This window comes from Pseudoalteromonas sp. XI10 (assembly GCF_001469895.1).
Taxonomy (GTDB): Bacteria; Pseudomonadota; Gammaproteobacteria; order Enterobacterales; family Alteromonadaceae; genus Pseudoalteromonas.
This window is the reverse complement of the sequence record NZ_LOPY01000051.1, coordinates 201246-215871: the sequence shown is the minus strand read 5'-3', so window position 1 is coordinate 215871 and position 14626 is coordinate 201246. Positions and strand designations below refer to the sequence as shown.

Here is a 14626-nt window from a genome sequence, read left to right as displayed (position 1 = left end):
AGTTAACGATACGAATGCAGGCAAAAGTATTCGATGCCATTGTTATTGGCAGTGGCATTACTGGCGGCTGGGCTGCTAAAGAACTAACCGAAAAAGGACTCAATGTACTGCTACTAGAACGTGGCAGGCAGGTTGTGCACGGTACAGACTATATCACTGCCTTTAAAGATGATTGGCAACTGCCATTTCGTGACAGGCCTAGCCTGCTAGAAAAGCGCAACCAAGCTAAACAAGCACGCACTGGCTATGCCACCAAGCAATCAATAAAACATTGGTTTGTGAATGATTTGCAGCACCCTTATCTAGAATCGCAACGTTTTGATTGGATCCGAGGATATCACCTGGGTGGGCGATCATTAACTTGGGGGCGGCAATGCTTACGCTTCAGTGATATAGATTTTGCAGCCAACAAACAAGATGGTCACGGCGTTGATTGGCCTGTGCGCTACAAAGATATAGCGCCTTGGTACGATAAAGTCGAAGCCTACATCGGGGTTATTGGCGAAGCGCTGAACTTACCTCAGCTACCAGATGGACCTTACTTACCTCCTTTTGCGCTTAATGCCGTAGAGCAGCAGCTTAAACAAAGTTTATTAACTCACTACACTAATCGTCACCTCACCATCGGACGAGTAGCGCACTTAACCAAGGCAAAGCCTGAGCAAGGTCGTGCCCCATGCAGCAAGCGCAACCGCTGTATGCGAGGTTGTCCAACCGGTAGTTATTTTAGTAGTTTAGCCTCTACCTTACCTGCAGCGATGCGTACTGGGCGACTCACTATTCAGACTCACTCCATTGCCAAAGAGATTATTTACAATCCAGATAGCGGGCAAGCCACAGGTGTCAAAGTAATTGATGCTGAATCTAAAAAAGAGCGTATTGAGCGAGCGAATATCATTTTTTGCTGTGCATCAACGGTAGCCACAACAGCCTTATTATTAAATTCAACCTCTGCACGTTTTCCTAATGGCTTAGGGAACGATAGTGGAGAGCTTGGTCATAACCTCATGGATCACCATTTTAGGGTTGGCGCAACGGGTGAACCAAAAGGTTTTGCTGATAACTTTAATGATGGCGATAGACCTGTTGGTTTTCATATCCCGCGTTTTCGAAACCTTTATGATAGCGAGCAGCATAGCTTTATTCGCGGCTATGGCTATCAAGGATACGCAACACGCAAAGATTGGCGACGGGGCTTTAAAGAACTTAGCTTTGGTAAGGCTTTTCGAGAAGAGCTTGCCAAACCTGGGCCTTGGCAAGTTGCATTGATAGGCTTTGGTGAATGCCTGCCTTATCATCGTAATAAAATGAGTTTAGATCCGGTATTAAAAGATCAATGGGGATTACCTTTAGTTAATTTCGATTGTCAATTTGCAGAAAACGAGCAGCGCATGCGCGAGGATATGAAAGCACAAGCCGTTGAGATGCTAACAAAAGCAGGTTATCTGAATGTGCAAGCCTACGATAAAGGCTCAGCGCCGGGGCAGGCCATCCATGAAATGGGAACTGCGCGCATGGGACATGATGCTACAACCTCAGTGCTTAATCGTTACAACCAAATTCATAGTGTGCGTAACGTTTATGTCACTGACGGCTCGTTTATGTGCTCGTCGGGTTATCAGAACCCTTCGTTAACCTATATGGCATTTACTGCAAGAGCCGCCGATCATGCTGCACGACATTATCAAAATGGGGTGTTCAATGGCTGATCTACAAAGGCGAAATGCGATTAAATGTTTAGCAGCATTACTCGGTGCGGCTATTACGCCAGTGGCTGCGATTCAGCTATTTGATAAAGTGGATGACAATCATTTTGAGGTGCTTAAAACAGCGGCTCACCGGGATGTAGTCACGCAAATGCAGGCGGTTATTTTGGAACTGGAGCCAAATGAACAGCTGTATTTTAATTTAGTCGCTTTCACAGATTTAATGCTAGCAAATACACTAACTACGACTGAACGTGCGGCATGCTTAAAAGGCGCAGAGCTGATTGCAGAAGGTACTCTTTCATCGTCGCAATTAGCAGATAAACTTACAGGTTTATTTTCAATTTCTTTGCAGCAGCAACAGCGCATAATAGCGCAGCAAGCCTTACCTCTTTCAGAAGTGAGCCCTGATAAGCGTGACGAGTATTTAATATATAAGTGTATTTTTACCGTGCGTGAATTTTTGCTACTGGGCTATTTCACATCAGAAAAGTTGCAGGCTAGTTAAATAGTAAAACAACTAAGCCTGCCCATGTCTTTACTTACGCCAACTTGTTAGTTTGTGACCAATCAGTGCGTAATAAAGAATAAACGCATAGCAAGGGATCAACAGATAGTAAGCTTGTTGTGCATTGTCTGTATATTCTGCAAATACACCGTATACCAAAGGCAATAGCGCGCCACCTGAAATCCCCATGATCAGTAATGCCGCGCCGGTTTGGGTTTTATCGCCAAGATTTGCAAGGGCCATTGGCCAAATGGTCGGCCATACCAGCGCATTCGATAAGCCAAGTAATGCAACAAATAACACGGTATCTGGAAAACTGTTATCAGCAAGCCAAAAGAGCACTACGTTTGCAATTGATGTTTGTTGCGGTTCAATCAAAATGATACCAAGTGAAAACACACAACCACTTAACGCAGAAAATATCAGCGCCTGCTGCTGACTAAAAAAGCGAGGAATTAACACGATACCTAAAATATAACCTAGCACCATAAAGCCCATGGTGTAAGAGGTGAGTTCTGCGAACTGCAATACCCCCTGTTCTTTGCCGTAAAGGCCAATGGTGTCGCCGGCAATGACTTCTGCACCTATGTAAAAGAAAAGAGCTATCACGCCTAAAACTAAGTGTGGAAATTGCAGTACTGATTTACTCTCGCTGTTGTTGCTAGTTTTTGGTTGTTCAATATCTGGTAGCGGAGCCAGCATGATTAACGCCGCTAATATCGCTAATGCGATTGCCATTACAAAGTAAGGAGTAATTAAACGATTAGCCAGTTCTTGTAACTGTAATTGCTTTTGAATGCTGTTCAATTGGGCCAGAGCCTCTGGACTAAAGCTGGCAATGTCGCTAAACACAATTGCTGAGAAGAGTAATGGAGCCACCACACCAGCACTCTTATTGAGAATACCCATAATGCTAATGCGCACGGCTGCTGTGTCTTTAGAGCCTATTAGCACGATGTAAGGGTTCGCAGCGGTTTGTAATAAGGTGAGGCCGCTACCTAAAGTAAATAAGGCAACTAAAAACAACCAGTAAGCCTGAATTTGTGCCGCAGGAATAAACAGCAGCGCACCAAATGCCATGGTGCCTAAACCAAACGACATTCCATGTTTATAACTGAATATTTGCAAAATCTTGGCGCTTGGCAGTGCCATCACGGTATAGGCGATATAAAACACCAGTGTCACCATATAAGCTTCAATATGGTTGAGATCGCAGACCATTTGTAAAAATGGGATCAAGGAGCCGTTAAGCCAGGTTATAAAACCAAATAAGAAAAACAAGCCACCTATGATCATCATAGGCAGCAATTGCGTGCGATTGGTGTGTTCTGTTTGCTCTAACAGTGAGCTTTGTGTTGTCATTTTTGTCACCAAAGAAGTTTGTTGTGAAATAATCATAAAACAAAATTCGTAAGTTTTGAAAGTTTTATTTTATTTCGAAACTAAATTTGGCTTTGAAACTGTAAATTGTGTAATATTGAACTACAAATTTGAAAGCAGCTATTAAAACAACAGGCCAGCTATGCTAACCACAATAGAAAGAAGACAAAAAATCGTCCTGATGACTGAGGAAAATGGCAAAGTAAATGTTAAAGATCTTGCAAAGACCTTTGATATTTCGGAGGTTAGCATTCGCCATGATCTTAACGAGCTCGGTAAGCGTGGCTTAGTTGTCCGTTCACGTGGTGGGGCAATTGCCTGCGATAAATTGGCAAAAGAGCTTTCGGTAAAAGACAAGCATAACGAAAACTACGCAGTGAAAGTGTTATTAGCGAAAGCTGTGGCAAGTTTGGTTGATGATGGCGACTCTTTAATTATTGATTCTGGCACCACCACAGAAGAAGTTGCCAAAGCATTAACCAATAAGCAGGGCCTTACGGTGATGACAAACGGCCTTAATATTGCCCATGTACTGGCAGATATTGAAGATGCAAATGTGTTTATGCTGGGTGGGCAATTGCGAAAGAAATCAATGTCTTTCTACTCTAATGAAGTCGAGCAAGCACTTAGTAAATATAACTTTAAAAAGGTTATTTTAGGGGTTGATGGTATCGACTCAGAAGCAGGGATCACCACTCATTATGAGCCCGAGGCAATGCTGAATCGCACCATGTGCACCCGCGCAGATAAAGTCATTGCAGTTACTGATTCAAGTAAATTTGGTAAGCGTGCTTTGTATAATGTATTGCCGCTTAAATCAATCGATGTGCTGGTCACCGACAAAAATATGCCGGCAGAGTTCGTTGAATCATTAACGAGCTTAGGTATCGAAGTGATTACTGTTTAACTCCCTAGTTAAATAGAACTATTGAAAGGTGGCTTTTGCCGCCTTTTTTATTGTTCATAAAAACCGAACCTCCCCACCGAAAAGAAAATATTCAGAAAAAATCATTATCGTAACTTTCGAAATTAACTCCCCATCTTTAAAGGCATGCGAAGCCATTTTTGCTGTTTTTGAAACTTATTTCGTAACTATCGAAAGTTTCACTAGGTGATTAATTGTTGCTAGTTTGTTTCATTTTGTTATAGATTAAATATAAGGCCTTACTCATTACCATTTTTATGGTGAAAAAATCTGAACATTTAAAAACAGGAAATCATCATGGCAACAACAACTAGAAAAACATATTTGAGCGTGCTGATAAGCTCGATTTTGGCCTCATCAGTCAGTTTCGCTGCGACGGCCCAACAACAAGAAAACGATAGTAAGGCCGAAGAGGATGTTGAGGTTATTGAAGTTACAGGGATCCGTAGCAGTATTAAAGAATCAAACTTTCGAAAGAAAGAAGCAACGACGGTTGTTGATGTCGTTGTCGCTGATGACATCGGTAAGTTCCCCGATGAAAACTTAGCGGAAGCATTGCAGCGTATTCCGGGCATCACCATCACTCGTAATGGCGGTGAGGGGCAAAATATTTTAGTCCGTGGTTTAGGTGGCGGCTACAACATTACCACGTTGAATGGTCGTAAACTGGCTTCTGAAAACTCAGGCCGCGACTTTAACTTTGACACCATTGCTTCAGAGTTAGTGGGGGCACTACAAGTGTATAAGTCACCAGAAGCACGCTTAATTGAAGGGGGTATTGGTGCGGTTGTTGATATCGAAACGCGTAAACCACTAGACCAAGATGGCTTTACCTTGAGCGCTTCAGCAAAAGGGATTTATGAATCGCGAACAGGCGATGTGCACCCGCATGCTTCATTCATCATCGGTGACAACTTTAATGATGATACTTTTGGTGTGCTTTTCTCGGGTGCGTATTCTAAGAAAACCTTACGTGCAGACACGTACTCGGCAAGCGGCTTTTTTGACGAAGAAGAAGGTTGGGGGGCAGACAGCGCAGGTGTGCCAGTCGACATGAACGGCAACGGAGAAATTGATGGGCAAAGTGAAATATTTGCCTCAAAAATCCCGAGTTACATGTATTTTGCCAACGCGCAGGATGTGCGTGAACGCGTCGGTGCGACGTTAGCAATGCAATGGCGTCCAACAGATACCCTAGATATTAACTTTGATGCTCTTTATTCACGTTACAACACCGATGGTCATCGCTATCAAATTGGTTTTGTTAACTATGATGAAAGCTGGACGCCAGGCACGCCAGTGTTTACTGATGCAGAATTTGATGACTCAGGTCGCGTAGTATCAATGACGCAAACCGGTAACACCATGGTGGAGCTACTCAACTTAACCAACCCACGTAAAACCGATACTTATCAGTTTGCCCTTAATGCCAAATGGTATCCAATGGATGGCCTAACACTGGCTGTGGATGTTGCCCATTCAAAAGCGAAAAACGAAAACGGCGGTGATAACCGCTTTATTGTTGCGCGTGGTTTTATTGACTCGATTGGGATTGATTACACCACGGGTAATATGCTGCCAGATGTGACCTTATCGCCGGGCTTAACTGCGGATCAATCTTACGGTGCACACTATAGCCGTAATACAGGTACTGGGGTTGAAGACACGGTTAATGACTTTAAGTTTACTGGGACGTTTGTGCCAGAAAGCGATTTAGTTACCCGTGTTGATTTTGGTTTAACTTACCTTGAACAAACTAAGAGCCAGCTTGAATATGCATCAAAAAATGCCAGTCAATTTAGTAATGGTGGTCAATATTTAGAACGCGATGGCTATGAATTCGATGACAGCACCGTGGTCAATGTTGGTGATTTTAACCTCTTTGAAATCCCAAGTGATGTGTTTGTAGAGGCGAATTTCGATAACTTCTTAGAAGGCGAAAGTAGCATTACACCTGAGCCATGGCCAAGTTTCGATTACGATAAGTTACTTGCTTATTATCGTTCAATTAATGCTGAAGCAACTGATAAGAGCATTGTTGCATCGCTTAATTCATCGGGCACTTATGAGGTAACCGAAGAAGTCCTAACAGCATATGCGCAAGTGACGCTCGAGAGCACTCTTGCAAATATGCCGTATATGTTAAACGTTGGTATTCGCGGCTCGCAAACAGAAGTGAGCTCTAAAGGGTCGGTTTATGATCTATCGTTAATTGACCTTCAAGAAGATGGTAAACCACTTGAAAATGGTTGGCGCGAAACCGTTGAGCAATCATTTAAAGGGGATTACAGCAACATTTTACCAAGCATGAACTTTAAGCTTAGTATTACCGATGATTTAATTTACCGCTTCTCTGCGGCACAAGTGATTAGCCGCCCATCTTTAAGCTACTTACGTCCGTGGCTTGCGCCAAACTTTGATACATATCGTGAAGGCTTACCGCAACTTTCTATGGGTGATTCGTCGTTAACACCTGAAGAAGCTAATCAAGCAGATATGACTTTAGAGTGGTACTTTGAAGACAGTAGCTCGTTAAGCGGCGGGGTGTTTGTAAAAGACCTGAAATCATTTATCGATTACGTCGAAAGCCCAGTTGAAATCGAAGGTGTGCGTTACTTTGCATCTTACCCAGGTAAGAGTGAATATGGTGCAACTATTAAAGGGGCTGAGTTTGCTTATCAGCAGTCGTTAGAAAACTTACTACCCGAACCGTTCAATGGCTTAGGCTTTCAGCTTAACTACACCTATGTTGACAGTAGTTACGATGAACCAGAGCTAAAAGAATCAGGTTTGCCATTTAGAGGCATGTCGAAAAACTCATATAACGCCGTGGTTTACTATGAGCAATATGGTTTCCAAGCACGTTTAGCGTATAACTGGCGCAGCAAGTTCTTGTCGGATCCTGATGCATGGGGTGGTCCATATTGGATCTCTGATTATGGTCAGTTAGATGCCAGCATGAGCTATAACATCAGTGACCAATTCACAGTGTTTGCCGAAGCAACGAACTTAACGAATGAGCGTTATTGGGGTTACACCAAGCGTACTGACCAAGTGAGTTATCTTGAGCGTTTTGGTACTCAAGTAGCCTTGGGTGTTCGAGCTAGTTTCTAGTTTTAGTATTCCTAGTGTTAGTGTTGAACAAGCGCCTGTAAGGGCGCTTTTATTTTAAAATGAGGTTGTTATGGCTGGAATTAGTGTTTGGCAATTAGCCATTATTGCTGCAATTGTGGTGCTGTTATTTGGCACAAAAAAGTTATCCCGAATAGGTGGAGATTTAGGGACGTCAGTCAAAGGGTTTAAACGCGCTATGCAAGATAAACCCAATGATGAAGCCTAGCCCATAAGTATTTTAAATTATATTGCTACCTTGTTCTGGGTCGCGAGATTGATCGGCTTGTTCGCGAATATCATCGGCATCACTGCTAACGTCATCAAGGCTATGGTCGTCAAGTGATTTTGCTGTTTTTGGCTCTGCGCTTACACTATTGTTTGGCTGCTCGGTATCGTTTTCGCTATTTAAAATAATTCGCTCGCGAGCATCATCAGGCATGCTTATTTGCTCTGCTAAATAGGTATTGACCAGCTCTCGCATTAATTGTGAGGCCACTTTGATAGTACTGTGTTCGTTACTATTTACCCAAAAATAAATGGTTAGATTAAGAGTAGCGGAGCCTAATGAATCAATTAAGACTTGGCTTGGCGGATCATTAATAACAGCAGGGTTTTGATTAACCACTTTCATTGCTAATTGTTGGGCATAGCGAATGTCATTATCGTAGCCAATGCCAACATTAAAGTGCCCCCGCATTTTTGGGTTTGCGGTGAGGTTTTTAATGACGTTTTTATACACAGTCGCATTGGGAATTTGAATGTGATTACCATCAAAATCAACTAAAGTTGTGGCGCGAGCCGTCACTTTTTTAACTACCCCTAAACGGCCATCAACTTCTATCACATCGTCAATACGAAAAGGGCGCTGCACACTGAGCAGCATGCTTGAGATAAAGTTTTCGGCGATATCGCGAAACGCAAAACCTAAAATAAGCCCGACTAAGCCAGTACCACTCATAATCGCCACGGCAAAACTGGTGAGCCCTGCAAGACGCAAAAATAAGTACACGCCAAACAAGATGATAATGATGCTAAAAAAGCGCCTAGTCACCACATGCAAAAGTTTACTTTCACTGACAAAGCCAAGCGGTTTGATTAATAAATACGATAAAGGACGAGCTAATAAGTAGCAAACAATGATGGCTACAATACCGAGTGTCAGTGCAGGTAACATTTGCCATGTAGTATGTAAAAACTGCGTAATTTGAGAGTTTAAGTCTTGCCAAGATAGACTCTCAGGAATTGCTTGTGACGTTACTGAAACTGTCGGTGTAAACAAACTAGCCAATTGATTTTTAATAAGTAAATAATAACTCATCGCACCGCTCCATGGACCCTTATACTGTTTTTATAAGCTTAGCTTAATGCAATTCAGAGGCCATTATTACTGGCAAGTTGTTTGCAGTTTGAGAGTGTTAAAGGCAATTTTTTAGGTCGTTTATGAGTAAGGACAATCGAGGTTACCAAGCTCGCTCACCGATGGAGATCCCAATGCGAGGCTGGTGGGATATCTGCAAGCGGGTTTATCACAACCTATCACAAGACAATTTATCTTTTGTGGCGGCGGGTGTGGCATTTTATGCCTTGTTGGCTATTTTCCCTGCGCTGGCGGCTATTGTCTCTGTGTATGCATATTTTGCCTCGCCAACAGATATTTATGATCAGCTTGATAAAGTGATTACCATTTTACCTGAAAGTAGCCGTGACATCATTTTGCTACAGGTTAGTGGTATCACTCAGCAATCGCAAAAGGTATTGAGTGCAAGTGCCATAGGTACTTTATTATTGACTGTTTGGAGTAGCAGCAAAGGCTGCCAAGCTCTCATCACTGCCTGTAATATTACCTACCATCAGCGTAACAAGCGCCAGTTTTTTATGGCATTAGTGGTGCGCTTTTTATTTTCGCTAGGTGCTATTGTAGTTGCGCTGGTGGCGTTATTGATCATTGGTATTTTACCAATAGTGCTTAACTTAGTTGGCTTAACTGAGCTTATCGATTTAATGATTCAGCTTATTACTTGGCCGCTATTAGCCATTATTTTTAATTGCGCATTAGCATTTTTATATCGCTATGCACCGCATAGAACGCCCGCCAAATGGCGTTGGATCACCCCTGGCTCAATACTTGCCACGTTGCTGTGGATCATCGCATCAATCGGTTTTTCATATTATGTATCGCAATTTGCGAGTTATAACGAAACTTATGGATCATTAGGTGGTGTGGTGATCATGTTGATGTGGCTTTATATCAGCGCATACATCATCATTTTTGGTGCGGCAATTAATGCTAGTGCTGAACAACAAACCTTAGTCGATAGCACCATAGGGCCAGAGAAAGAAGTTGGAGAGCGGGGTGCTACAGTGGCTGATAGGTTAACCAGACAACAAAATGAGCATTCTTAAAAATAGAATGATTGGCGCTAATTTTACTCATGGTTGTTAGTTAAATTAGCGCCTACAATCATTTCATACAATTTACGGGAGTAAAGTTATGAAAGTGATTCAACAATTAAATAGCCATGCCACACAAGATGGTGATGGCGTAAACATCAGTCGTATTCCTGGCTTTGATGGCAAGTATTTAGACCCTTTTTTAATGATCGATGAGCTTAAATCAGATAATCACAGTGATTTTATGGGTGGCTTTCCTGCGCATCCTCACCGTGGTATTGAAACCTTTACTTATATTATTAAAGGTGGCTTTGAGCACCAAGATCAAATGGGTAACAAAAAAGCGATTCGTGCTGGTGATGTGCAGTGGATGAGTACCGGTTTTGGTGTGATCCACAGTGAAATGCCATTAGCGGATGCCAAAGAAGGCATGCACGGCTTTCAGATTTGGCTCAATATGCCAAGTGCTGAGAAACTCAGAGCACCACGTTATCAAGATACCACTGAAGCGCCAGCGCCAACGACTCAAAATGAGCAAGGTGTTGAGCTTAAAGCGTTGGCAGGAAGCTGGCAGTTTGCCGGTGAAAAGCAGGACTCTAGCCTACAAGATCTCGCCGCTGATGGCATGCTTGCTGATGTGACTTTACCGGCTGGTACGCAGTTTTACCATGTACCATTAGCGCAAACTAAGGTGATGATTTATATCCATACTGGAGAAATTCATACTGAACAGGGCGGCCCAGTTAAAGCAGGCAGCTTATTGATTTTAGAGCCTGGCAGTAACATTGAGTTTAACTCGCAAACTGGTGCCGGGGCGTTGATCCTAGCCGGTGAGCCGCTTAAGCAACCAATCGCTCATATGGGCCCGTTTGTAATGACAACCCAAGCTGAGTTACAGCAAGCAGTGCGTGACTATCAGCTAGGTAAATTTGGCACACTATAGGAGGTTATTGTGGGATTACTAGTAAATGGCCAATGGCAAGATAAATGGTACGACACCGATAACAATCAAGGTGAGTTCAAACGTGAGGCAGCCCAGTTACGTAACTGGGTAACCGAAGATGGCAGTGCAGGGCAAAGTGGTGATGCGGGCTTTAAAGCTGAGAAAGATCGTTACCATCTTTATGTCTCTTTAGCTTGCCCTTGGGCACATCGCACTTTGATTTTTCGCCATTTAAAAGGCCTTGAAGATTATATCAGTGTGTCGGTTGTAAGTCCTGACATGCTAGAGTATGGCTGGACCTTTGATAAAGACAATCACAGCACCGGTGATGCACTTTTCGATAGCGAATTTATGCATCAAATTTATACGCGTAACAAAGCCGATTATTCAGGTCGTGTTACGGTTCCCGTGCTTTGGGATAAAAAAACGCAGCGTATTGTTAGCAACGAATCTGCTGAAATTATCAGAATGTTTAATAGCGCGTTTAATGCCCTAACAGGTAATGAACGCGACTTTTATCCGCAATCGTTACGTTCTGAAATTGATGAAGTTAATGAGTTTGTTTATCACAACATCAATAACGGGGTGTATCGTGCAGGCTTTGCGACAACGCAAGAAGCATATACAGAAGCCTTTGATGATCTCTTTGCCGCTCTAGATAAGATTGAGCAACGTTTAACAGCTAATCGCTACTTAGTGGGTGAGACACTGACTGAGGCCGACTGGCGTTTATTTACCACCTTAATTCGCTTCGACAGTGTTTATGTGGGCCACTTTAAATGTAATTTGCGTACTATTGAGAGCTATCCGGCGATCAGCAACTATTTACGTGAGTTATATCAAATTGAAGGTGTAAGTAAGACCGTTGATTTTTATCATATAAAACGTCATTATTATTTTAGCCACACCATGATCAACCCAACTCAAGTTGTGCCAAAAGGGCCTGATATAGACTACGCTCGACCACATAATCGTGGTTAATAGACTCTGATAACTAACAGTTTAATGACTGATTAAGCTGTTAGTTATAACTATCCATGACCTTGCGGATAGTGTCGATGCCAAACATCACCTTTTGAATAAATGACTCTGAACTTTTCACTAAATTAAAATTAGGGTGCTGTGACCAAACAGCTTGTAGTTTGTCATCAAGCAAAATGGCTTGCTGATCAGATTCGTTTCTTACAGGGTTATTAGAATGAATACTTTGCCCAGACTTAGCAGCTGTTTCAAAAAAGATCACCGCATCATACTGGTTAAGTTCGATTTCTGGGCTGGTGTTTAAACACTGAAAAAACTCATCTTGCTCACCGGGCCAATAGGCAAGCCCATCTAAACTACCACGATCGCAAAGCATTAAACGATCTGGGTGCATGGTTCGCTGAATATGTTCAAGGTGTTTTTGTAAGCTGAAGATAGCTTGTTGGTGAGCTTTAATGAGGTGAGTTGCATCACCACGTTCTATACCACCGCTGAACAGCATGGTCGCAGACTCTGGTACAACAACAATTTGATTAGAAAATTCACGTCTTAATAGATCGATGGCTGTTGTTTTACCACCGCCAGGGCCGCCTGTTAATACAATCCTTTTTTTCACCTTACATTCTCACAAATTGCTCGTTTGTGTTTAAGGTAATGAAAATAGGTGGCAAAGAGAAGTAAAAAGCAAACATTACATGATAAAGATCACAACAAACGCAGTAACCAGCTGAAGCGGCTGACTTGTTTCAATTTACCGTCTTTGTGGTCTGAGTTATTAAGTGCTTCGTAGCCCATTCCCGCAGTGAAGGCACTGGCAATACCTACTTTACTTACTGCAAAGCGTTTTAAACGGTATTTGAATGCTTGATGGTGTTGACGTTTAAGCTCATCTTGTAGATCCATTTGTTGGCTTAGTTCAGTCACTCTGTGCTGTGGTTTATTAATAAAATAATCAATTAACATCATTCATCCTTATTAATATTAAATAATTGACGAACGCTTTTTAGCGTGTGATCAAAGCCTATCTTACTACTTACATAACCAATGTTTTTCCAAAGCCATGCAAGGCATAGCAGTTGTAATGCAATCAGTGAAATAGCGGCTAACCACAATGATTGGCTAAAGCTAAATATTGCGATACCGACAGTAGCAAGTAGACCAGCCCAAAGTAGCACCAAGCCGCCTGCAAAACAGACGAGTAGGATGATCGTTAAGGCGAGTGAACGTGTTGATAAGCGCCACTCAGCAGCTGCAAGCTTTTTACAAGTTCCAGTTTGTTCACGGTAGTCAATGTATAGCTGTTTGCCGTAATCAGATAATTTAGCAAGATGATCTTGCCACTGATCAGCGTTTAACGGCTGTTCAGTGGCCTCTTGCGTTTTCTCATCTGTAGATTGAGAAGACTGCATAACAATTACTTACGACGAATAAGAGCAGTTACTAACATGCCTGCAGCAAAGGCAATACCTGCTGTTGCAAGTGGGTTTTCTGATGCAAGCTTACGAGTTTTACCACTGTACTCATTAATTTTAGCGCGTGCTACAGCTTGCTTTTCAGAAAGCGTTTGAGCAGAGCTCGATGCGCCTTGGCGAACACTATGTTCAGCACTTGCTGCACGAGTTGAAAGTGCATCAACAGCGTGATGTGCTGCTTCAGTTGCTTTTTCTGTGAATGGCGCCTCTACTTGAGCCGCGTTCGAGTTTGCACTGCTATTAGTTTCTGTGCTTGAGTTCGATTTAGAAGTTGCGGTAGTCATAATCATTCCTTAAAAATTGCCATTTAATTGGTAGCTAACCTATCGCAACCTTCATACCAAATAATAAAAATTAAATTTTTCAATGCATTATAATTTTTAATCAGCCATTGGAGGGAGAACATTCGTAACTCTTGCAGGGTGATTAAGTAAAAATTACAACATTCGATAATTTTGTAATTATTCATTGGTTATTCATTAACCATTTTTCCCTAATACATCGCCAAGAAAATTGAAAAAATATTTTTTTTCGATGTTTTCCACTTTTTCCCACGTAATTCATAGGCTTTGCTTGAGGCCTTATTTTTTCTGGCTTCACAAGGCGCTTATGATGATCTGCTTACTTGACAAAATGGCTTGTCAAGCCCTAAACTGGAGCACTGTGGTAAAAAGTGGTTTTTAGTGGATCAAACTGGATCGGAAATAATCATTAACGATTAACAACCTATTTTTAAGGCAAGTTATGTTTCGGGGTGCGAGCTCTCTGAGTTTGGATGATAAAGGACGCTTTGCGGTACCAACTAAGTACCGAGATGCGATCTTGTCTGAAGATCAGGGAACGGTTATCTGCACCGTGGCCTTAAATGAACCTTGTTTGTGGTTATACCCGCTAGCAGAATGGCTCGAAATTGAAGAACGATTATTAAAGATTTCGAACATGAATCCACGCGCTCGCCGTATGCAACGTATGCTGCTCGGTAACGCTACAGAGTATCAACTAGATAAAAATGGCCGAATTTTGCTGGCGCCGTCGTTACGCGCACATGCAGAACTTGGAAAAAAAATCATGTTGGTTGGCTTGATGAACAAGTTTGAAATTTGGGATGAAGATCGTTGGCATGAACAAATGCGCCAAGATACTGAAATTGAACGCCTAGGCGATTTTGAGGCGAATCCTGAGTTCGATAATTTCTCACTCTAACCA

15 protein-coding genes are annotated in these 14626 nt (G+C 42.3%); 9 read left to right on the top strand and 6 right to left on the bottom strand.

Annotation, left to right across the window (positions count from 1 at the left end):
* Nucleotides 1-14: 14 nt before the first annotated feature.
* A complete protein-coding gene (locus AUR67_RS15210; protein WP_058585909.1) occupies nt 15-1709 on the top strand; it encodes a GMC oxidoreductase in 1695 nt (564 codons plus the stop codon).
* Nucleotides 1702-2214, top strand: coding sequence for a hypothetical protein (locus AUR67_RS15205; protein WP_058585908.1), 513 nt, complete (start codon nt 1702-1704; stop codon nt 2212-2214). Before AUR67_RS15210 ends, AUR67_RS15205 begins: the two co-directional genes overlap by 8 nt.
* Before the next feature lie 30 nt (nt 2215-2244).
* On the opposite strand, the gene AUR67_RS15200 is transcribed toward AUR67_RS15205, so the two are convergent.
* The gene (locus tag AUR67_RS15200) at nt 2245-3576 is read right to left on the bottom strand and encodes a sugar MFS transporter (protein WP_058585907.1); all 1332 of its coding nucleotides are present in this window, start codon (nt 3574-3576) and stop codon (nt 2245-2247) included.
* Between the two features lie 160 nt (nt 3577-3736).
* On the opposite strand from AUR67_RS15200, the gene agaR reads away from it, so the two are divergent.
* The 3 genes from agaR (at nt 3737) to tatA (ending at nt 7859) form a co-directional block, all read left to right on the top strand.
* Nucleotides 3737-4501: a transcriptional repressor AgaR gene (agaR, locus tag AUR67_RS15195; RefSeq protein ID WP_054561067.1), complete on the top strand. Its 765-nt coding sequence runs from the start codon at nt 3737-3739 to the stop codon at nt 4499-4501.
* Nucleotides 4502-4816: 315 nt separating this feature from the next.
* Nucleotides 4817-7633, top strand: a complete 2817-nt coding sequence (locus AUR67_RS15190; RefSeq protein WP_055020779.1) for a TonB-dependent receptor — start codon at nt 4817-4819, stop codon at nt 7631-7633.
* A gap of 70 nt (nt 7634-7703) precedes the next feature.
* Nucleotides 7704-7859, top strand: coding sequence for a twin-arginine translocase TatA/TatE family subunit (gene tatA, locus AUR67_RS20810; RefSeq protein ID WP_082401550.1), 156 nt, complete (start codon nt 7704-7706; stop codon nt 7857-7859).
* Nucleotides 7860-7871: 12 nt separating this feature from the next.
* On the opposite strand, the gene AUR67_RS15185 is transcribed toward tatA, so the two are convergent.
* Nucleotides 7872-8951, bottom strand: a complete 1080-nt coding sequence (locus tag AUR67_RS15185; RefSeq protein WP_058585906.1) for a mechanosensitive ion channel family protein — start codon at nt 8949-8951, stop codon at nt 7872-7874.
* 122 nt (nt 8952-9073) lie between these two features.
* Here AUR67_RS15185 and AUR67_RS15180 point away from each other — a divergent pair, with 122 nt between their 5' ends.
* The 3 genes from AUR67_RS15180 to AUR67_RS15170 all read left to right on the top strand — a co-directional run bounded on the left by AUR67_RS15180 (nt 9074) and on the right by AUR67_RS15170 (nt 11948).
* Nucleotides 9074-10036 carry a YihY/virulence factor BrkB family protein gene (locus tag AUR67_RS15180; protein ID WP_058585905.1) on the top strand — a complete coding sequence of 321 codons (963 nt, stop codon included), beginning with the start codon at nt 9074-9076 and terminating at the stop codon, nt 10034-10036.
* An 88-nt stretch (nt 10037-10124) separates the two neighbouring features.
* Nucleotides 10125-10967 (top strand): pirin family protein, encoded by an 843-nt coding sequence (locus AUR67_RS15175; RefSeq protein ID WP_058585904.1) that lies wholly within the window; start codon nt 10125-10127, stop codon nt 10965-10967.
* A 9-nt stretch (nt 10968-10976) separates the two neighbouring features.
* Nucleotides 10977-11948, top strand: coding sequence for a glutathione S-transferase family protein (locus AUR67_RS15170; protein ID WP_058585903.1), 972 nt, complete (start codon nt 10977-10979; stop codon nt 11946-11948).
* A gap of 40 nt (nt 11949-11988) precedes the next feature.
* Here AUR67_RS15170 and AUR67_RS15165 read toward each other — a convergent pair whose 3' ends face one another.
* From AUR67_RS15165 to AUR67_RS15150, 4 genes are all read right to left on the bottom strand, one after another.
* The gene (locus tag AUR67_RS15165; RefSeq protein ID WP_058585902.1) at nt 11989-12564 is read right to left on the bottom strand and encodes an AAA family ATPase; all 576 of its coding nucleotides are present in this window, start codon (nt 12562-12564) and stop codon (nt 11989-11991) included.
* 89 nt (nt 12565-12653) lie between these two features.
* Nucleotides 12654-12911, bottom strand: coding sequence for a hypothetical protein (locus AUR67_RS15160; RefSeq protein WP_054561060.1), 258 nt, complete (start codon nt 12909-12911; stop codon nt 12654-12656).
* Complete coding sequence (locus AUR67_RS15155) at nt 12911-13357, bottom strand: hypothetical protein (RefSeq protein ID WP_058585901.1); 447 nt, start codon at nt 13355-13357, stop codon at nt 12911-12913. The genes AUR67_RS15160 and AUR67_RS15155 overlap by 1 nt, the downstream gene beginning before the upstream one ends.
* Before the next feature lie 5 nt (nt 13358-13362).
* Nucleotides 13363-13704: a hypothetical protein gene (locus AUR67_RS15150; protein ID WP_054561058.1), complete on the bottom strand. Its 342-nt coding sequence runs from the start codon at nt 13702-13704 to the stop codon at nt 13363-13365.
* A gap of 460 nt (nt 13705-14164) precedes the next feature.
* Here AUR67_RS15150 and mraZ point away from each other — a divergent pair, with 460 nt between their 5' ends.
* Complete coding sequence (mraZ, locus tag AUR67_RS15145; RefSeq protein WP_054552739.1) at nt 14165-14623, top strand: division/cell wall cluster transcriptional repressor MraZ; 459 nt, start codon at nt 14165-14167, stop codon at nt 14621-14623.
* Nucleotides 14624-14626: the final 3 nt, after the last annotated feature.